22 protein-coding genes, 1 tRNA gene and 1 pseudogene are annotated in these 18,764 nt (G+C 50.5%); 7 read left to right on the plus strand and 17 right to left on the minus strand.

Going from position 1 to position 18,764, the window contains the following annotated elements; translation table 11 throughout:
- Positions 1–133 precede the first annotated feature (133 nt).
- The gene (gene sulA / locus IMQ48_RS11870; RefSeq protein WP_196209205.1) at positions 134–643 is read right to left on the minus strand and encodes an SOS-induced cell division inhibitor SulA; all 510 of its coding nucleotides are present in this window, start codon (positions 641–643) and stop codon (positions 134–136) included.
- A 216-nt stretch (positions 644–859) separates the two neighbouring features.
- On the opposite strand from sulA, the gene IMQ48_RS11875 reads away from it, so the two are divergent.
- A complete protein-coding gene (locus tag IMQ48_RS11875; RefSeq protein WP_196209206.1) occupies positions 860–1,474 on the plus strand; it encodes a TfoX/Sxy family DNA transformation protein in 615 nt (204 codons plus the stop codon).
- Here IMQ48_RS11875 and yccS read toward each other — a convergent pair.
- Together yccS and IMQ48_RS11885 are read right to left on the minus strand one after the other, a co-directional pair.
- Positions 1,452–3,605 carry a YccS family putative transporter gene (yccS, locus tag IMQ48_RS11880; RefSeq protein WP_196209207.1) on the minus strand — a complete coding sequence of 718 codons (2,154 nt, stop codon included), beginning with the start codon at positions 3,603–3,605 and terminating at the stop codon, positions 1,452–1,454. The genes IMQ48_RS11875 and yccS overlap by 23 nt on opposite strands.
- 18 nt (positions 3,606–3,623) lie before the next feature.
- Positions 3,624–4,070 carry a YccF domain-containing protein gene (locus IMQ48_RS11885; RefSeq protein ID WP_096757638.1) on the minus strand — a complete coding sequence of 149 codons (447 nt, stop codon included), beginning with the start codon at positions 4,068–4,070 and terminating at the stop codon, positions 3,624–3,626.
- 125 nt (positions 4,071–4,195) lie between these two features.
- Between IMQ48_RS11885 and helD the strand changes: the two genes are divergently transcribed.
- A complete protein-coding gene (helD, locus tag IMQ48_RS11890; RefSeq protein WP_196209208.1) occupies positions 4,196–6,250 on the plus strand; it encodes a DNA helicase IV in 2,055 nt (684 codons plus the stop codon).
- A gap of 31 nt (positions 6,251–6,281) precedes the next feature.
- On the opposite strand, the gene mgsA is transcribed toward helD, so the two are convergent.
- Together mgsA and IMQ48_RS11900 are read right to left on the minus strand one after the other, a co-directional pair.
- Complete coding sequence (gene mgsA / locus IMQ48_RS11895; RefSeq protein ID WP_196209209.1) at positions 6,282–6,740, minus strand: methylglyoxal synthase; 459 nt, start codon at positions 6,738–6,740, stop codon at positions 6,282–6,284.
- Between the two features lie 93 nt (positions 6,741–6,833).
- Positions 6,834–7,496, minus strand: a complete 663-nt coding sequence (locus tag IMQ48_RS11900) for a DUF2057 family protein (RefSeq protein ID WP_196209210.1) — start codon at positions 7,494–7,496, stop codon at positions 6,834–6,836.
- Between the two features lie 171 nt (positions 7,497–7,667).
- Between IMQ48_RS11900 and IMQ48_RS11905 the strand changes: the two genes are divergently transcribed.
- On the plus strand, positions 7,668–8,081 hold the full coding sequence (locus tag IMQ48_RS11905; RefSeq protein ID WP_096757634.1) for a CoA-binding protein: 414 nt from the start codon (positions 7,668–7,670) through the stop codon (positions 8,079–8,081).
- A gap of 49 nt (positions 8,082–8,130) precedes the next feature.
- On the opposite strand, the gene hspQ is transcribed toward IMQ48_RS11905, so the two are convergent.
- Positions 8,131–8,448 (minus strand): heat shock protein HspQ, encoded by a 318-nt coding sequence (gene hspQ / locus IMQ48_RS11910; protein WP_005123508.1) that lies wholly within the window; start codon positions 8,446–8,448, stop codon positions 8,131–8,133.
- A 57-nt stretch (positions 8,449–8,505) separates the two neighbouring features.
- Entirely contained in the window at positions 8,506–9,696 is a 1,191-nt protein-coding gene (gene rlmI, locus IMQ48_RS11915) for a 23S rRNA (cytosine(1962)-C(5))-methyltransferase RlmI (RefSeq protein WP_096757633.1), read from the minus strand.
- Between the two features lie 94 nt (positions 9,697–9,790).
- Here rlmI and yccX point away from each other — a divergent pair, with 94 nt between their 5' ends.
- Positions 9,791–10,072 carry an acylphosphatase gene (gene yccX, locus IMQ48_RS11920; RefSeq protein ID WP_196209211.1) on the plus strand — a complete coding sequence of 94 codons (282 nt, stop codon included), beginning with the start codon at positions 9,791–9,793 and terminating at the stop codon, positions 10,070–10,072.
- Here yccX and tusE read toward each other — a convergent pair.
- A complete protein-coding gene (tusE, locus tag IMQ48_RS11925; RefSeq protein WP_196209212.1) occupies positions 10,069–10,398 on the minus strand; it encodes a sulfurtransferase TusE in 330 nt (109 codons plus the stop codon). The two genes, yccX and tusE, sit on opposite strands and share 4 nt — an antisense overlap.
- 88 nt (positions 10,399–10,486) lie before the next feature.
- Positions 10,487–11,146, minus strand: coding sequence for an FtsH protease modulator YccA (gene yccA / locus IMQ48_RS11930; protein ID WP_096757630.1), 660 nt, complete (start codon positions 11,144–11,146; stop codon positions 10,487–10,489).
- A 271-nt stretch (positions 11,147–11,417) separates the two neighbouring features.
- On the opposite strand from yccA, the gene IMQ48_RS11935 reads away from it, so the two are divergent.
- Positions 11,418–13,046 carry an ABC transporter substrate-binding protein gene (locus IMQ48_RS11935; RefSeq protein ID WP_196209213.1) on the plus strand — a complete coding sequence of 543 codons (1,629 nt, stop codon included), beginning with the start codon at positions 11,418–11,420 and terminating at the stop codon, positions 13,044–13,046.
- Positions 13,047–13,189: 143 nt separating this feature from the next.
- A tRNA-Ser gene (locus IMQ48_RS11940) sits at positions 13,190–13,277 on the plus strand.
- Positions 13,278–13,488: 211 nt separating this feature from the next.
- On the opposite strand, the gene IMQ48_RS11945 is transcribed toward IMQ48_RS11940, so the two are convergent.
- From IMQ48_RS11945 to IMQ48_RS11960, 4 genes are all read right to left on the minus strand, one after another.
- Entirely contained in the window at positions 13,489–14,340 is an 852-nt protein-coding gene (locus IMQ48_RS11945; RefSeq protein ID WP_196209214.1) for an aldo/keto reductase, read from the minus strand.
- A 143-nt stretch (positions 14,341–14,483) separates the two neighbouring features.
- Positions 14,484–14,783, minus strand: a complete 300-nt coding sequence (locus tag IMQ48_RS11950; RefSeq protein WP_196209215.1) for a putative quinol monooxygenase — start codon at positions 14,781–14,783, stop codon at positions 14,484–14,486.
- A gap of 132 nt (positions 14,784–14,915) precedes the next feature.
- Positions 14,916–15,530 (minus strand): LysE family translocator, encoded by a 615-nt coding sequence (locus IMQ48_RS11955; RefSeq protein ID WP_196209216.1) that lies wholly within the window; start codon positions 15,528–15,530, stop codon positions 14,916–14,918.
- A 95-nt stretch (positions 15,531–15,625) separates the two neighbouring features.
- Positions 15,626–16,222, minus strand: a complete 597-nt coding sequence (locus IMQ48_RS11960; protein ID WP_196209217.1) for an urea carboxylase-associated family protein — start codon at positions 16,220–16,222, stop codon at positions 15,626–15,628.
- Between the two features lie 204 nt (positions 16,223–16,426).
- On the opposite strand from IMQ48_RS11960, the gene IMQ48_RS11965 reads away from it, so the two are divergent.
- Entirely contained in the window at positions 16,427–16,909 is a 483-nt protein-coding gene (locus IMQ48_RS11965; RefSeq protein WP_196209218.1) for a glutathione peroxidase, read from the plus strand.
- Between the two features lie 84 nt (positions 16,910–16,993).
- Here IMQ48_RS11965 and IMQ48_RS11970 read toward each other — a convergent pair.
- The 4 genes and pseudogenes from IMQ48_RS11970 to IMQ48_RS11985 all read right to left on the minus strand — a co-directional run.
- Positions 16,994–17,065: pseudogene (locus IMQ48_RS11970) on the minus strand (LysR family transcriptional regulator); the annotation flags it as partial.
- 166 nt (positions 17,066–17,231) lie between these two features.
- The gene (locus tag IMQ48_RS11975; protein ID WP_196209219.1) at positions 17,232–17,756 is read right to left on the minus strand and encodes a fimbrial protein; all 525 of its coding nucleotides are present in this window, start codon (positions 17,754–17,756) and stop codon (positions 17,232–17,234) included.
- A 14-nt stretch (positions 17,757–17,770) separates the two neighbouring features.
- Positions 17,771–18,301, minus strand: coding sequence for a fimbrial protein (locus IMQ48_RS11980; RefSeq protein ID WP_196209220.1), 531 nt, complete (start codon positions 18,299–18,301; stop codon positions 17,771–17,773).
- A gap of 16 nt (positions 18,302–18,317) precedes the next feature.
- Positions 18,318–18,764 (minus strand): fimbrial protein (locus tag IMQ48_RS11985; protein ID WP_370551853.1); only part of this gene is annotated, 447 nt, incomplete at its 5' end.

Raw genomic sequence — 18,764 nt, forward strand, 5'->3', positions numbered from 1 at the left:
CATTTGTAGGTGAATAATTGTACGAGTGGCATCTTGAAAACCGCTTCAGACAGGCATTCACGCGAAAAATTCATTACAACTCAAAATCAAATTGAGGGATGAAAAAAAATTCCAGGATTAATCCTAATTTTACTTAATGATACAAATTTGAGTGAATTTTTAGCCCGGAAAGCTGTCTGCCCGCAAGTGCCTGAGCGCGAACAGGACGCATAATGAATCCCATAGCGTTTCCGTCATCAGCCGCTTTCACCAGTTTAGCATGTTCATCTTCCGTTAATTCTTCAGTCAGCCAACCGATAACCACGCTGTAATTGCCGGTGCGCAAAGCGCGAACCATCGATTCCAGCGTGTGGCAGGGAGAAAGTTGGCTAATTTGCATAACTTTCGTTAATGGAAGCCCCGCTGATTGCACCCACTCCCGGCTCAGTTTTTGCTGTGGCGTAAGCCAGAGCTGCCAGCGTGATTGCTGCCCTAACTGTTGAAGCAGGGGTAACAGCAGTAATTGCGTCATCATGGGCTGGTCCTCGCGATAGACCACTTCACTGATAAGCCCGGCGGTCGCATTTTCTGAAGAAACACGCGCACTATTGCTTGATGTTGAAGAGAACGACGAAGAGCGATTTGCGTAGCTTGAAGTGTACATAATCAATCCAGCCCTGTGAGTTACTGTATGGATGTACAGTAACCCTGCTATCACTAAAGATCAACTTTATTTTCGGAAACAGACTCGCAATTTTTAGTTGTCGTGGCGGGAAAAACAAAATTCATCTTGCCCCTTGAGACTAAGTTGCCTATGGTCGTCGTTAACGGATCCGTTACTGCAAATCATTCTCTTATGTTATGATTTAAAAGGACTTTTATGAAAAATCTTTCTTATGCCAGGATCTATAAATCACAAGAATATTTGGCCTCTTTAGGTGCGATTCGCTACCGCTCTCTGTTTGGCAGCTACAGCCTGACGGTGGGGGAAACAGTTTTTGCAATGGTCGCTGATGGTGAGTTATACCTGCGGGCTTGTGAACAAAGCGTACAGTACTGTGCGAAACATTCCCCCGTCTGGCTGACGTTTATGAAGCGCGGACGTCCCGTGATACTCAACTACTATCAGGTGAACGATGCGCTGTGGCGAAACCCACAACAATTGGTGTCTTTATCACGATATTCGCTGGATGCAGCAGTAAAAGAAAAACAGACGCGTGTTGCGCAACATCGGTTGAGGGAATTACCGAATATAACCTTTCATCTGGAGACCCTGCTGAGTGAAGCCGGGATTAAAGATGAAGGCACATTACGTACCTTGGGCGCTCAAATGTGCTGGCTGAAGCTTCTGCAAAGTAACCCGTCGCTGACGGTGAAGATTCTGTATGCCCTGGAGGGTGCAATCATTGGGGTACATGAAGCAGCGCTCCCGGCGATTCGCCGCCAGGAGCTGGTTGAGTGGGTCAGCGCACTTACGCCTGAACCGGGGTATTAGTGGGTAATGTCGCGATTTGCTGCTGTAAACGCCTGATCTCCGGTAGCAGCGCAATCAATAATCCAACCTGTTGTACGACCAGCGGCTCTTTACTGTCTGGACTCGGTTCAAGGTGCTGAATCCGTTGCTTGAGACCTTCCAGTGCCTGGTATACACGCTGCTCGTCAGCGGGTTGATGATGAAGCGCATCATCAACATAGCAGACTGCATCATCCAGTAACGCCAGGACCTCCGGATTGGTCAGCTGTTCCCGGTGAGCGCCGAGGGCAGAAATATAGCTGGTAAAGGTATGGTTGAGGCACAGCAAGCGGAATGCCGTTTCGCGCGTTTGGGCTGTAACATCAGGTTCACTCGACATGTTCGACACCACGGAAGCAAGCTCCGCATCGCGGTTATGTGCATCCCGGCGGGCAATTCGATATGTCAGACGGTTATCTCGCCCCTGATGATACTGCTCAAGGATAGCGTCCAGATAGCGACAGTTAGCATCCGTTGCTCGTTCAATGACCCGTGGCAAATTACGAAAACGCCAGTCTGGCCAGATAAAACTGACGGCAGCCCAGGCAATAGCACAGCCGATCAACGTATCGATGACTCTCGGTAGAGCAACCTCGAAACCTTCGCCCAGCAGGTTAAAGCACAATAATACCAGCAGGGTGATAAATATGGTTGCATGGGCATATTGCACGTTGCGAAAGGCAAAAAAGAGCACGCCGGTAATCACTAACAGGATGAGCTGTCCTTCCAGAGAAGGGACGAACCACAGGATAGGTAAACCAATCGCAATCCCGACCAATGTGCCAATAATCCTCAGGGCCAGGCGATGTCGAGTGGCGTTGTAGTTTGGTTGACAGACAAACAGGCTGGTCAGCAGGATCCAGTATCCATGGTTCATACCGGTTACCTGGATGATGGCGTAACCGACGCAGAGCACCAGCGACATGCGGACTGCATGGCGAAATAGGGCTGACTCGGGGGTAAAATTTCGGCTCAAACGCAACCAGATATCGCTAAACCCATGCGGACTGTCATCGGCAAGTTGATTTTCGGACTCATTGCGTGAGATGACCTGCGCCTGCTCGGATTCAATCGTTGCCAGTTGCGCGTCGATAGCACGCAGGTTGGCGAGCAAAAATCCCAACGTTTTGAGTAGGTCTGCGGGGGCATCGTTAGCCCGCATGCGCTCAAGTGCGGCATCGATATGGGTGAAAACGCGCTCAAAATGTGGGTCATGCTGGTAGGGGGTACGCAATAAAATGCAGCGTGACAGCTGTGTACACGCTTGTCCCTGCATGGACATCAGGCGCTGGAAGCGAAACATCACGTCGCTGTGACGGAAGTGATCGCGTAGCGTTTGGTATTGAATATGCGAAGAGCTTGCGCGCTCGTGAATATCCTGTGCTACGAAATAGTAGTGCAACGTGCGACGCGTTCCTCGCTGCCCGCGGTCGCCGCGCAGCCGGGTTAGCAACGATACCTTAGTTTGGTTTAGCGTCGCCATCAGTTGCCCATTGGCCAACGCTAAATCGTAAAGTGGTGCCTGGCTTTCATCTTCAATGTCGGGATCAAACAGACGTGATTTCAGTTCCAGATAGTGCGCTAACTGCTCGTAGCTGCGCGCTATATTGTCCTGCAGTGGGCGGATCGGGAACAGGAGATGTCCGGTCAAGGTCAGCAGGTTGTACCAGATAGCGCCCGCCAGTAACAGTACTGGTTGCTGATACCACTGATCGTACAGTGACGTGCCCAACATGGTATAAATGGCGATGAGCAATGCGCCGAAGGCTATCGTCGCATAGCGCTGGCCTAATCCGCCAAGCAGAATAAAGCCGCTGGTGGAAAGCGTTAATCCAATGGCAAACAGCCACGGCCATGGGAAGAGAAGCTCGACGGAAGCTGAGGCAATAAAAAAACAGATCAGCGTAATGATCAAATTGCGCAGACGACCAGCCAGGCGATCGTCGAGGTCGGTTAACGCAGCGGCCACCATGCCCAGCGTCAGTGGAATAGTCAGCTTGACGTCGCCCAGCCACCAGGGCAGCGCGGTGGTGCCACAAAGTGCGATAAAAATTCGCACGTAGTACAGCCAGGTGCTGTTCCAGGTATAGCGTTTGAGCAGAGGACTTAACATAAAGGCCATCAGTCCTGGTTATTCAAAGCGGCGACGCGCATTGGCTTCACGTGCTGCGCGGGCAGTTTCTACCGACACCACGCGGCGACCAACGGGCCAGAGCGCAATTGCGGCAATCTTAAAGTTAGCAATTCCCACGGGAATCCCAATAATCGTAATGCACTGGGCAATGCCGGAGACAATATGCATCAGGCATAGCCACCAGCCGAAGAAAATCAGCCAAAAAATATTAAGTAGCGTCCCGCCGGTGTTCAGAAGAACATTTTTACCCGCCGGGTTGAGTTCATCAACATGAATGGCTTCGTTGCCATAGGGAAACAGAGAAAGGCGCGTTATCTCCCAGCATGAGCGGGTTAATGGCAAGGTAAAAATAAGCACGATACTGACCAGCGTTGCCAGTAACCAGGCTAAGGTGGTGGCGAACCCCCCGAGCACAAAATTTAAAATATTCAGAACTGTACGCATAAACTCTCGGTTAACTCTGGTTTTTGGTGAATTTGGCAATTGTAACGTTTTTTTGGGCTGGAGCACGTTTTCTCTGGCGGTTACACTGATCGGTAAACCTCTTCGTGTGGACCCGCTTAAGCCTTATGGAACTGAAAGCTACTTCTCTTGGAAAACGTCTGGCGCAACACCCGTACGATCGGGCCGTTATTCTTAATGCCGGGATCAAAGTTTCCGGCGATCGTCACGAGTATCTTATTCCATTCAATCAATTATTGGCTATTCATTGCAAACGAGGCCTGGTATGGGGGGAACTTGAATTTGTGCTCCCGGATGATAAGGTCGTGCGGTTGCATGGGACTGAATGGGCAGAAACTCAGCGTTTTCATCACCATCTCAACACGCTCTGGCAGCAATGGAGCCAGGAAATGAGCGAGGTCGCCGCAGCAGTTTTACAGGAGCAACTCGAGACGATTGCGGCCCGCACCCACGAAAATAAATGGTTAACACACAACCAAACGGCGGGTCTGCAACAGCAAATCCGCCGCGCGTTTACGGCGCTGCCGCTGCCGGTTGAAAGGCTGGAGGAATTTGACAACTGCCGCGAGGCGATACGGCAGTGCCAGGCATGGTTGAAGGACATTGCAGCCTGTCGTTTACAGCACAATCAGGTCTATACCGATGCAATGCTGACAGAGCACGCCGAGTTCTTTGAACAGATCGAATCTTCGCCGCTGAATCCGGCTCAGGCCCGGGCGGTGGTTAACGGTGAGCAATCATTACTCGTGCTTGCGGGCGCAGGAAGTGGCAAAACATCTGTGCTGGTGGCACGTGCAGGTTGGCTACTGGCAAAAGGCGATGCGCTGGCCGAACAAATTCTGCTGCTGGCGTTTGGTCGCAAAGCGGCCCAGGAGATGGACGAACGTATTCGCGAACGACTACATACAGAAGACATCACTGCGCGAACGTTCCACTCGCTGGCGCTGCACATCATCCAGCAGGGCAGTAAAAAAATTCCGACGGTAAGCAAGCTGGAAAACGATACTTCCGCACGCCATAAACTCTTTATTACCGCCTGGCGTCAGCAGTGTAGTGAGAAAAAGGCGCAGGCCAAAGGCTGGCGGCAATGGTTAGAAGAAGAGATGCAGTGGTCAGTCCCTGAAGGTAATTTTTGGGATGATGAAAAACTGCAACGTCGCCTGGCTCCGAGATTGGATCGTTGGGTTAGCCTGATGCGGATGCACGGCGGGGCGCAAGCGGAGATGATTGCCAATGCGCCGGAAGACATTCGCGATCTGTTCAGTAAACGTATCAAGCTCATGGCGCCACTGCTCAAAGCCTGGAAGAGCGCTCTGAAAGAAGAAAGTGCCGTTGATTTTTCCGGGTTAATTCATCAGGCCATCGTCATTCTGGAAAAGGGGCGCTTTATTAGTCCGTGGAAACATATTTTGGTTGATGAGTTTCAGGACATTTCCCCTCAACGAGCGGCGTTGCTGGCCGCATTGCGTAAACAAAATTCGCAAACTACCTTGTTTGCCGTGGGGGACGACTGGCAGGCGATTTATCGCTTTAGTGGCGCACAGCTTTCGTTGACTACCGCCTTCCATCAAACCTTTGGTGAAGGCGATCGTTGTGATTTAGATACCACCTACCGTTTCAATAGCCGCATTGGTGAGGTAGCCAACGGCTTTATTCAGCAAAACCCGCATCAGCTTGCCAAACCGCTTAATAGCCTGACAGTTGGTGATAAAAAAGCGGTAACGTTGCTGGATGAAAGCCAGCTGGATGCGCTGCTGGATAAGCTGTCTGGTTTTGCGAAAGCCGATGAGAGAATTCTGGTACTGGCGCGCTATCATCATCTGAAACCTGCCAGCCTGGAGAAGGCGGCGACCCGTTGGCCCAAGCTACAGCTTGAGTTTATGACTATCCATGCCAGTAAAGGGCAGCAGGCGGATTACGTCATTATTGTCGGGCTTCATGACGGTAACGATGGTTTCCCGGCGCCAGCGCGTGAATCGATCATGGAAGAGGCGTTGCTGCCGACGGTGGAGGATTTTCCTGATGCAGAAGAAAGACGGTTGCTTTACGTGGCACTAACGCGTGCGCGGCATCGGGTATGGCTGCTGTTTAACAAAGATACGCCGTCGCGTTTTGTTGATGAGCTTAAACAGCTGGATGTGCCGGTCACCCGTAAACCCTGAAAGCAGGCGGCAACAGCCGCCTGTATGTCTATTATTTCAGACGCTCAGCCAGGTAGCGGGCGTAATCCGGGATCAGGATTTCCGTCTCATCGCTGAAATTTGGCGACTGAATAATAAAATCGGCCGTCGAAACGTTGGTTGCTACCGGAATGTTCCACACTGTTGCCAGGCGCAAGAGGGCTTTGACATCAGGATCGTGAGGCACAGCATTGAGCGGATCCCAAAAGAAGATCAGCACATCAATTTTCCCTTCAGAAATCAGTGCACCCACCTGCTGGTCACCGCCCATTGGGCCGCTCAGCATGGCGTTGACGTCCATACCCGTCGCGCGCTGGATTAAATTTCCTGTCGTGCCTGTCGCATAGAGAACGTGTTGTTCCAGCAGCGGCTGGTGGCGTTCAACCCAGTTCATCAACATCTGTTTACAGTGATCGTGTGCAACCAGCGCAATATGCTTGCGTGCTGGCAATGTGCGAGTCGTCAATTCCATAGTACAGCTCCCAAGTTAACCTTGCTACAGAGTACTGGAAGCACTTGACGCTGCAAGAGAAAGACAAAAAAAATGCGTACATGGGCATAAATGTCATGAAGGGGGTTGCTTCTCTGCCCATTGCAGGAAGTTACTTCGCGTTTGCGCGTCGGCCTGCCCAAACCAATATTTTAAACGCTGTTCGGTGAGTGATTGCGACTGGGGGGGCACCCGGTCCAGTTCAGAAACCCCGGAGAGTAGTGAGCTGTCGTCTGCCATCATGGTGGCAAATTGCGGTAATGAAGCATGCTTAGCTGCTTTGTTATAGCGTTCCGTTTCGAGCTCATAATCAACGATTTTTGTCGTAGATGTGATGGTCATAACATCCAGTTTGACCGGAATCGGCATGGCGTCGCCATCCAGCAGTTCCACTCGAGGGGTCTCATCGAAATGTGTCGCGTCTCGTTCGTTGCCCAGGCGCGGAAGATGAAAATTAACCTGACTGACGAGTTGGGTATCAAAGCTGATCACCAGAGGGGGAGAAATATACAGCCGTTCTTCATGGCTGGACAGGCGAATGGTTTTCTCGACGCGAAAAACCAGCTGATGCCGACCGTTTTCCAGCTCAATGCTCTCTGCACCGCGTAACAATGAGCTGGAGACTTTTTTTCCGTCCAGTACCAGCAGGTCAATGTCGTTTGACAGACGCAGTGAGGTAGCAAAAACGGATACCGGCAAACACAGGGTAATTAAGGCTGTCACAATGCCGGCTCTCATAGGGTTCTCCTGTTCAGAAAATACCTGAGTAGATGTATCAAAAGTTTTCGATAATCATGTTTACTAACATATAGACATAATTTCCAGTTTAGCTCTCATGCGCTGGTATGGGATGAATGGTTGCAACGTCAGGTTTGTCGTACACTTTGCAAAACAGCCTGGAGGAAGATGATGAAAGAGACCGATATTGCTGGCATTTTGACATCCACCCGTACGATTGCGCTGGTAGGCGCGAGCGACAAACCCGATCGTCCCAGCTATCGCGTGATGAAATATTTGCTCGATCAGGGCTATCACGTTATTCCTGTTTCACCCAAGGTTGCCGGGAAAACGTTACTGGGGCAGCAGGGTTACGCGACGCTGGCGGATGTGCCGGAGAAGGTGGATATGGTGGATGTCTTCCGTAATTCCGAAGCGGCCTGGGGGGTTGCGCAGGAGGCGATTGCCATCGGGGCGAAGACCTTATGGATGCAGTTGGGTGTGATCAACGAGCCAGCGGCGGTGCTGGCGCGTGATGCGGGTCTGGCTGTGGTGATGGATCGCTGCCCGGCTATCGAGATCCCGAGACTGGGGCTGGCGAAATAAGAACAAGCGGTTGCCGGTTGAGTTTATCGTCATCCGGCAACCGCTAAAGTCAGTTGCGCAGGCGCGGGGCCTGAAGCTGTTTACGGATGGTCCGCGCCAGTTCATCCATCGAAGGTTGCTCAGGATGTTCTTCCTGTAGCTCACTGCTCAACTGTGCTTCCGCCAGATACGTATGCACTGGCAGGCCGTTATCGTCTTCCATCACCACGTGATACCAGGGAGCGGCGCGAAGTTCGTCGTTAACCGCCAACTCATCAGGTGACGGGTCATCAAGCGAATATTCCGGGTCGATATCCACGACCACTCCGAGGTAACCTAACAGGGAATGGCGGACCTGCTGGCCGATACCGAATTTGCTGGCAATCATAGTCACCTCCCGGGAAATAGATACCCTCTATGTAAGGGCAATATTCCACTTTTCAAGTTACATGATGCGACAGGCAAACCCTTTCAGATACAGCCCTTCCGGGTAGGTAGCGATCACCGGATGATCGGCGGCCTGACGGAACTGCTCTATAAATTGTACATCACGACCTGCATCTAATGCGGCATCGGCGATGATTTTCTGAAATAAATCGGTCGTCATCAGTCCGGAACACGAGAACGTTAGCAGTACACCGCCAGGATTCAGTAGCTGAATAGCCAGCATATTGATGTCCTTATAACCACGACAGGCGCCCATTAGCTGGCTTTTGTTTTCCACAAACTTCGGCGGATCCATCACGATGACATCAAACTTCTCACCGCGATCGCGATAGGCGCGCAGCAGTTTAAAGACGTCGTCACGCACAAATTCAGCTTTGCTCAGATCCAGCTTATTCAGTTCGACGTTTTGTCTGGCGATGTCCAGCGCTTCCTGTGAGGTATCAACGCTGACGACCTGGCTGCATCCGCCCATTAGCGCAGATACCGCGAAACCGCCGGTATAGGAGAAACAGTTCAGGACACGTTTGTCTTGTACATAACGACGTGTGGCCAGACGGCTGTCGCGCTGATCCAGGTAGTAACCTGTCTTATGACCGTGCTGAATATCGACCAACAGCTTCATGCCATGTTCTTCAATCGGCAGCAGGGCCGGAGGCAGTTCGCCAGTGACGGGCCCCTGGGTCAGCTCCATACCTTCTTTTTTACGCACCGCAACATCGCTGCGGTCATAAATGGCGCATTCAGGGAACACCGTTTGCAGGGCGCTAATCAGCGCGGCACGCTGATATTCAGCCCCGGCGCTGAGCAGTTGCAGGACCAGGAAACGGCCAAAACGGTCAATGGTGATACCCGGCAGACCGTCGGATTCTCCGGCAATCAAACGGTAGCTGTCCAGGCCGTCTTTCTTCGCCAGCCAATCGCGCCACGTCTTTGCTTGCTGCAAACGGCGGGTGAAGAAGTCGATATCAATTGATTCGGACTTGTCGAATGTCCAGACGCGTGCACGGATCTGCGACGCCGGTGACCAGGCTCCGCGTGCTAACCATTTACCCTGATGGTCAACAATATCGATGGTTTCACCCAGACTGGCTTTACCTTCCATACGGGCGACGGCACCGGAAAATACCCACGGATGGCGGCGAAGTAATGATTTTTCGCGCCCTTTGGCTAACACTAAACGTACACTCATAATTTGCTATTCTGTCGATTCAAAGAAATGGGCGCCATTGTCCTGAGTTTTTCGAGGATTTGCAACGCGCAACGCGATGATAAGGAGAACCGTAATGTCTAAAGTCTGCATTATTGCCTGGGTGCACGGCCGGGTACAGGGTGTGGGATTTCGCTACACAACCCAGCATGAAGCGCAACGCCTGGGGTTGACCGGGTACGCCAAGAACATGGATGACGGTAGCGTAGAGGTTGTCGCCTGCGGCGAAAGCGAGCAGGTGGAACAGCTGATGAATTGGTTAAAGGCAGGGGGCCCGCGTAGCGCCAGGATAGAGAGAATTCTCAGTGAACCCCATCGTCCTGGCGATGATTTAAAGGGATTTAGTATCCGCTATTAAATACATTTTACCGGTTTAGGCAGACCCGCGATTTTGGTTGCTTGTTTAGCCGGACCTTTCGGAAACAGACGGTAAAGATAACGGCTGTTACCTTTGTCTTCGCCAAACTTGTTGGCCATCGCTTTTACCAGCATGCGGATGGCCGGAGACGTATTAAACTCCAGATAAAATTCGCGTACAAAGCGCACCACTTCCCAATGCTCGGGGGTCAGGGTAATACCTTCGTTTTCGGCAATGGTAGCAGCCAGCGGCTCACTCCACTCGGTGGTGTCTTTTAAATAGCCTTCGCTGTCGGTACTGATTTCTCTACCTTCAAAGATCAACATAATCCTTCACTGCGTTAGTCAAACTGGCGGCAGTTTAGCAAAAAAGAAAGCCCCGCATAAGCGGGGCCGTATAATGCGAGTTGACAACTTAGTCGCGGCTGGCGAAGCCCAGAATGCTCAGCAGGCTGACGAAGATGTTGTACAGCGAAACATACAGGCTGACCGTTGCACGGATGTAGTTGGTTTCACCGCCACGGATGATATTGCTGGTTTCGAACAGGATAGCGCCTGAAGAAATCAGAATAAACACCGCGCTGATGGCCAGATGCAGAGCCGGCAGCTGCAGGAAAATATTGGCAACCATACCAATCAGCACCACCACGATACCCGCCATCAGCATACCGCCGAGGAAGGACATGTCTTTACGGGTGGTCAGCACGTAAGCAGAGCAGCTGAAGAAGACCAGCGCGGTACCGCCCAGCGCCATGCCGATAACATCACCCATGCCTGCAGACAAGTAGGCATTCAGCATCGGTCCCAGAATGTAGCCCAGGAAGCCGGTGAAGGCGAAAGCTGACAGAATACCGACCGGCTTATCTGCCGTTTTATAGGTCAGGAACATCAGGCCATACATACCGACCAGCGTCAGGATAAGACCCGGGGATGGCAGCATCAGCACGGTGCTAGCCGTTGCGGTGATGGCAGAAAACGCCAGCGTCAGGCTCAGCAGAAAATAGGTATTACGCAGCACTTTATGCGTGCTGAGTAGCGATGTACGGTCGCGCGATGAACTAATAATACGATCCATGAGTCACTCTCTTATGACAGATGTAATTAATGACGGAGGATAATGAAATCGCGGGTAATGACACAGCGGTTTTACCCATCTTTACGCATTTTAACCCGCCAGACTTAAGCATTTTATTTCAGCAAAAGTGCCTGAATCAGATGTTACCACTTAATGTTTGAAAATGTCAGATCGATATCTGATAGGTAACTGAAAAATATTGCGTTATCCACTACATCCCTTTAAGAGTGACTGCGGTGTCATCATAAAACAGAACAATAAGGTGCAGGGAATGACTCAACAAAAATCGAAGGTATTTACGTTTTCGCTGTTGACCGCCTGTTTGATATCGATAAACGGTGCGGTATGGGCTGCCAATGTTCCTGCAGGAACAACATTGGCCGAAAAACAGGAACTGGTGAGAAATAACGGGAGTGAACCTGCATCGTTGGATCCGCATAAAGTTGAAAGCAACGTTGAATTTACTTTAATCAGCGATATGTTCGACGGTCTGGTTGCCGTCAGTCAGGATGGGGCTATCGAGCCTCGACTGGCGGCATCCTGGGAGAATAAAGATAACACCGTCTGGACCTTTCATTTACGACCGGGCATTACCTGGTCTGATGGCTCTGCCATTACCGCACAGGATGTTGTCTGGAGCTGGCAGCGTCTGGTTTCACCGCAAACAGCTTCACCGTATGCCTCTTACCTTGGCAACATGCATATAGCCAATGCTGTCGATATCGCACAGGGGAAAAAAGATCCCGCCACGCTGGGTGTAAAAGCACTGGATGATACCACGCTGGAAATTACCCTGACGCAACCGACGGCGGCGTTTCTGGCTATGCTGGCGCACCCGTCACTGGTGCCGCTGGATAAGGTACTGGTTGGCCGTTATGGCGATAAGTGGACCCGACCAGAGCATTTTGTCAGCAGTGGGCCGTACAAACTGTCGCAGTGGGTAGTGAATGAGCGAATTGTCGCGGTGCGTAATCCGCACTACTGGGATAACGCGCACACGGTCATTGATAAAGTTACTTATCTGCCGATCAGTTCAGAAGCGGCAGACGTTAACCGTTACAAGGCCGGTGAAATCGATATTGTCTTGAGCGTGCCGGTGAATCAGTTTGCCCAGTTGAAAAAAACAATGGGTAACGAGCTTCACGTCTCACCGTTGTTATCAACTTATTACTACCAGTTTAATACGACCCGGGCGCCGTTTAACGACTCGCGCGTGCGTCGGGCGCTGAATATGGCGCTGGATAAAGACATCATTGCCCAAAAGGTGATGGGGCAGGGGCAGCGTGAAGCCTGGGTTATCAGTCAGCCTGAAATTGGCGGGGTGACGTTATCCGCGCCAGAGTATGCGTCGTGGCCGCGGGATAAACGTATTGCGGAAGCGAAAAAACTTCTGGCAGAAGCCGGTTTTGGCCCTGAACATCCGCTTTCATTAAACTTGCTCTACAACACTTTCGAAACGCATCAGCGGATTGCGATTGCGGCATCGTCAATGTGGAAGAAAAATTTGGGCGTCGAGGTGACACTGCAAAACCAGGAGTGGAAAACGATGCTGGATACCATGCACACCGGTAATTTTGACGTGGTGCGCTATGCGTGGATCGCCGATTACGATGATGCCTCGAGCTTCCTGAATATTTTCCGTACCGGTGATAGTGAGAACACGACCCAGTACAGCAACCCTGCCTATGATGACGCGATGAGTCATGCGGCGAAAGCAGGATCACTGGAAGAACGCGGGAAGTATTACCAGCAGGCGGAAGCGATTTTGGCTGAGGATGTGCCAGCCATTCCGATTTATCATTATGTTCGTGCACATCTGGTGAAGCCGTGGGTAGGGGGATTTGCGCCGGATAACCGGGGCTATTACTACACCAAGGATATGTTCATCAAAAAACACTAAGTGGCAGAAGAGCATATTTATGCTGAATAAACGTTCAATCTGTTGTTATTTCAGTCGATTAACAATATTTTGACTGTTTTTCAGGCAAACGAACACATTGGTGCTTTACAGGTCCGTTCGGGATGTTTATAGTGCGCCTCATTGGAAGCGTGGCCGAGCGGTTGAAGGCACCGGTCTTGAAAACCGGCGACCCGAAAGGGTTCTAGAGTTCGAATCTCTACGCTTCCGCCAAATACGAAACCCAAGTCGTTATGCGACTTGGGTTTTTTCGTTTTATACGGTTCTGGTTGCGGCATTTAACGTGTCTGGCAAACAGATTCAGCGTGTTAGTCATGCAAGCCGTGGCTTAGCCCCATGCAACCAAGTCCAGTCGCCAACACGTCGAGTCAGGATTGACCGAGATAACGTGTTTGCGACCGTAAACCTCTGTTTGTGTCGCGGATTAGACGTCGAGCTTACGGCCAGCCAGCCATTCCACTCTGGCCGGGTCGCGATGAGAGAAGAATGCGCTGGTTGCGGTATCGATCGCGGTAATATGCAGCATGTCTTCCGCGCTCAGTTCGAAATCAAGGATGTTGATATTCTCTTTCATACGTTCTTTGCGCACTGTTTTAGCCAGCGACACGATGCCACGCTGGAAGATCCACCGCAGGACAACCTGGCCGACGCTTTTACCGTATTTCTGACCTATCGCCGTTAACTCAGGATGCTGGAATAAACCATTTTTCCCTTCGGCAAACGGTGCCCATGCTTCAGGTTGAATACCACGGCTTTGCATCCACGACACGGCATGCAACTGCTGATTGAAAGGGTTCACTTCAATCTGATTCACCGCTGGGGCGACGTTATTGAAGGCAATAAGATCGGCCAGTCTGTCGGGATGGAAGTTGCTTACGCCAATAGCGCGAATTTTGCCTGCCTGTTGCAGTTCTTCCATTGCACGCCATGCGCCGTGGACATCGCCGTAAGGTTGGTGAATCAAATACAGATCAACGTAGTCGAGCTGTAGTCGGTTCAGTGATCGCTCAAACTGGGCTTTCGCACCTTCGTAGTTTGTATCCTGTAACCACAGTTTGGTGGTCACAAACAGCTCATCGCGGGCGACGCCGCTTTGTTTTAGCGCGTTGCCGACCTGAGTTTCATTCAGATAAGAGGCTGCGGTATCAATCAGGCGATAACCCGTTTCGATGGCGTCAATCACCGCCCGTTCGCACTCGGCGGCATCCGTGATCTGGAATACACCAAAGCCCAGTAGGGGCATTTTAATACCGTTGTTCAGTGTGACTGTTTGCATGATGTTATCCTTCAACTGTTGACCAGGAGAAGCATAACGCAAACTGATTTATTTGATTAGATGGAGTAATTCACTAAGCTTTATTAGATGGACTCATTAATCTTATGGGACAACGCTGGTCGGCCTCGAGCCGGAAACGGCCTTTATCTCTCCGGATCCACCCGATCATCCATCAGGATATACTGCGCCGCTTTACGCGCGTATTGATCAATCAAAGGAACAAGCCGAGTAAAATGCTCGCTGGCACAGTGTGTATCGAGTGCTGCCCGGTCAGGCCACTCTTCAATGAAAATAAAATGCCCCACATCCTTTTCATCCCGGTATAAATCATAAGCAATACACAGGGGCTCTTTCCTCGTTGCCGCGATGAGTTCGCGGTATAAAGGGAGAACGTTGTCGACGTACTCGGGTTTGATAAAATCTTCGGCGATGACCTTTAGCATGCGAACTCCTTCATTAAAAATGGTACAAGGCTTTTTACGGGTAATGCCAGCCTCAAGGGCCGGTCAGCGCCAGAAACAGACGCTAAGATTTAATAAATCTGCCGACAAATGGCCAGCAGACTTTTCAGGATATTAGTTGCGTGCAGCGATAGCCGCAGCGGCACCACCCATAGCAACAGCGCCTATACGATTGGCAAATCTCACCGCTTTAGGAGTACGTAATAAAACGCGTGCTCTGTGTGCCAGAAAAGTCCAGGTAAGATCGATTGCAGCCAATGTCACCAGCGTAATGCTGGCAAGGATTGCCCATTCACTTACACCGGCTTTTGACAAATCGATAAACGACGGAAGAAGAGCAAGGTAGAACACCATTATTTTGGGGTTACCCAACGTTAATGCCATACCCGCGCTAAACATTGACCATGAAGAAGTCCGTTGCGGAAGTTCGTCTGTTTTTTCATTTACAGGTTTACGCCACATTTTAAATGCAAGCCAGCAAAGGTAGGCGATGCTTACCCATTTCAGAATATGAAAACCTAACTGGAATGTTTGTGCGAGGGTAGTTAGCCCGGCCATAGCCATGGAGAGCCAGACAACTTCACCTATCCACATTGCCGCGATGAAAGGTATAACATTTCGCCAGCCATTCGTAATGACCCGTGACACAAGGGCAGCAATACTGGGGCCAGGAACGCCAGCATTAAGTAACAGCGCTCCGGCAAATAAAAAATAAGGAATTAATTCCATCGTTAACCTCAAATAAAAGTGCTTCGAATGGCCCATTGTACCTGATGCGCACGTCCTGGAAGTCGGTGATTGCCCAGTCCGAATCTGTCAGAATTTCAACCAACGATAATCTGGATACCAGTACAGTAGCCCCCATTGGTCGGGTGGAAATCAACAGAACAGGCAGTGACCACCACATAGAGATCTGTTTCAGCGAGCAATAGCACATTTCCTCCGGGGGGATTGTTCGAAGCCAATACCTCAAGCTTACCGTCAGCCTGCGGTTCTGAGCGTTGGAAAAAATTGACCGGATCGGGAACGATGGGAAGTGATATTTCTGCCGCCTGCAGTGCTCCCAGCATATTGTCACGACAGTTCGGGTGATCATACAGGCCAGCTCGTTCGTAAAGTCCAGGGTTGCAGGCTGGGAAAAGCATATCATGCGGGCATGGCGAGTTATCCTGCACTAATGTGAGTAAGGGTCTGGCTTTTTCACTGTAAAAAGACTCTCCCGGTGCGGGGAATAATCGCTCTGTTATATCTCGCGTCTGAGATGTGCTTAGCCAGTCAATTTCACCAGCGCTAATAGACATTGCCCATAAGTCCGCAACCTGCTGCCCCTCAGGGTCAATAACACTGAACGTTTGACCTTTAGCAACCCAAAAGCCACGACCTTCCTGTGGCGGAATATCTATCTTTATCTGCTCGCTCATTTCCTGACATCCATTCTGATTACCAGTAACGAAGATTAACAAAATGGCAGTGGCGTAACTAATGAATGATGAGGAAACGGATATTGCTCGTATAATAATGTGTTAATCAATGGGGAGCCGGATCTCCTCGCCATGACCCGCGCCGATTACCCATGCAGCAACCTGCTGCATGGCAATGTCGACGTCTGCTCTGAGGATCCCGACATGACCACCTTTCATCAACTTACTGCCACCAGCCTGCAGGGTCAGCTTGTCTCCATGGCCGACTACGCTGGCAAGCTGGTTCTGGTCGTTAACACCGCCAGCCATTGTGGCTTCACGCCACAATACGCAGGTCTTGAGGCGCTCTACAAGAAGTATGCCGCTCAGGGTCTGGTCGTGCTGGGGTTTCCCTGCAACCAGTTTGGTAAGCAGGAACCCGGCGGTGCCGACGAGATCGCTCAGACCTGCCACATCAATTACGGTGTGAGTTTCCCGATATTCGAGAAAGTGGAGGTCAACGGCGGTGCAACGCATCCGGTGTTTCGTTACCTGAAAGCCGAATTGCCAGGCGTGCTGGGTGGGCGGATCAAGTGGAACTTCACTAAGTTCCTGATCGGACGCGACGGTAAACCGCTTAAGCGTTTTGCACCGCTCACCACCCCGCAGAAAATGGAAGCCATAATCCTTGCTGCACTGGAAATCTAAGTGCTCTTGTCATTCTCTGGGTGCGAGTGACGGTATTTCGCTCATAGCTGCTTTTGGGGATTGAAAGCAGATCAGCGCAAACCATTATATTTTCAGTGCATTAATAACGATACGTAGGGCGGGGGACACATTGCGATGAGGATAATACAGAAATATTGTCTTTTATCATGACAACGAAACCACAATTCTGGTTAAAAAATACTTAACGTACGTTTTAATGCGGTTGAGCTTCAAACCTCTTTAAGAGTGCATGCTAGCGATACGCCTGAGAAGAGGTTATTTCAGGCGTATCAGGAGAAGATTAATGTAGACTGACTGACCGCTACTGGTAGGTAAAGGTGAGCTGAACAGTTGTTTTGAATTCCCCTGCCGTAACCGTCCCTGTCGGGGTATACATCCTGGCGGATAGCGGGAATATCGCTTTACGACTTACCTTGTCGACCGCGGCTGCCAGCGAGCCTTCAGGCGAAATCTCCGTGAGGTGATCGCGCTTCATTATTTGCAGCGCCATACCGCTGGCGCTGCCCTGGCTGTTGGCAAATTTAGTGATATCATCGCTGTCGGCATCACCGCTAAGTTTGGCGGTCACCTGAGTGGTTGAGGCAGGGCAAGACGAGAGCGTTAGTTCAAAATCCTGCCATTCGCTGGTGTCACCAGGATTAGGGTAATTAACGGCGAGCGCCTGTTCAAATATTACGGTCTGTTCCTTCGTGTTAGCATCAACGATACAGGCAGAAGCTACCACAGTACCGCTAAGATTAATCTCTGCTGCCTGCACGGAATCAATACCGCTGACGGCCCATAGACATGCCAAAGCGGGAAGCAGTTTGTTTATCTGTTGCGCCATTGTCCTGTCCTGAATTACTGGTAGGTAAAGGTTGCCTGCACCTGGCCTTTGATAGTACCTGGCATCACAATCCCTTTGGACATAGCACGAGCGCGCATGTTCAGATCATAGGCATGGGTGCTGTTATCAATAGGGATATTTACCAGTTTTATACCATTTCTATACGCAAGCGCGTCACTTTCACTTGTCAGTTCAAGTTTTAAATTAGTGGCGGTACCGGTATTTTTATAGTAATTCGCATCTGTGGGATCGACGTCACCGGTAAATGTCACGCTAAAAGAGGTGGTCGAAGCTGGGCAACCCGTTACTTTCAGAGTTGCACTTGCCCATGCTGTAGTCGTGCCACTGGTGGCCAGGGAGTCCGCTGCAATAGAGTCGCCTAAATTCATGGCCAGTGATGTGTTATTTCCGTTGATCACGCAAGCCGAGGCGACAACTGTACCGGTAATATCAATATTTGCTGAGTTCGCTGAACTGGCAGCAGAAAATAATCCCGTACAAGCTAATACTAATACCAGCGTTTTTTTATCCATCATTGATTTCATATTTTATCCCTATAGATTAATTATATTGAATTTGGAGCTCGATTGCTGACTTTACATTTCCGGCCGTGACGTTATTAACATTATCAATAAAGTATGCGACCTTAAAATCTGGAATAGGGTAATCCCCCGAACCATCGTAACCGCTGATATTAGTCGTGCTATTAATGGTGTGAGCGGTTCCATCGGCATTTTGAAACTGGACATACACGTTTTTCGCATAACCTGTACCCTCTGCCACCTTCAACACACCATTCCCGGCATTATGCGCCCCGTATACCGCGTTGAATGTGTAGGTAATACCATCAATGGCACCAGGGCAATTAACTAATGTAACTCTCTGCAGATCTGATACGTTTTGCGAGCCATTAACCAGATTATTACCATATAAAGCTGAAAGCTTAATTTCTGTTGGCGCATTAATTGTACAGGCGGTTATTTTCGGCTGGCTGGCGATGCCGGAAAG

Origin of the sequence: Citrobacter sp. Res13-Sevr-PEB04-36, assembly GCF_015672735.1 — a bacterium.
Lineage (GTDB): Bacteria > Pseudomonadota > Gammaproteobacteria > Enterobacterales > Enterobacteriaceae > Citrobacter.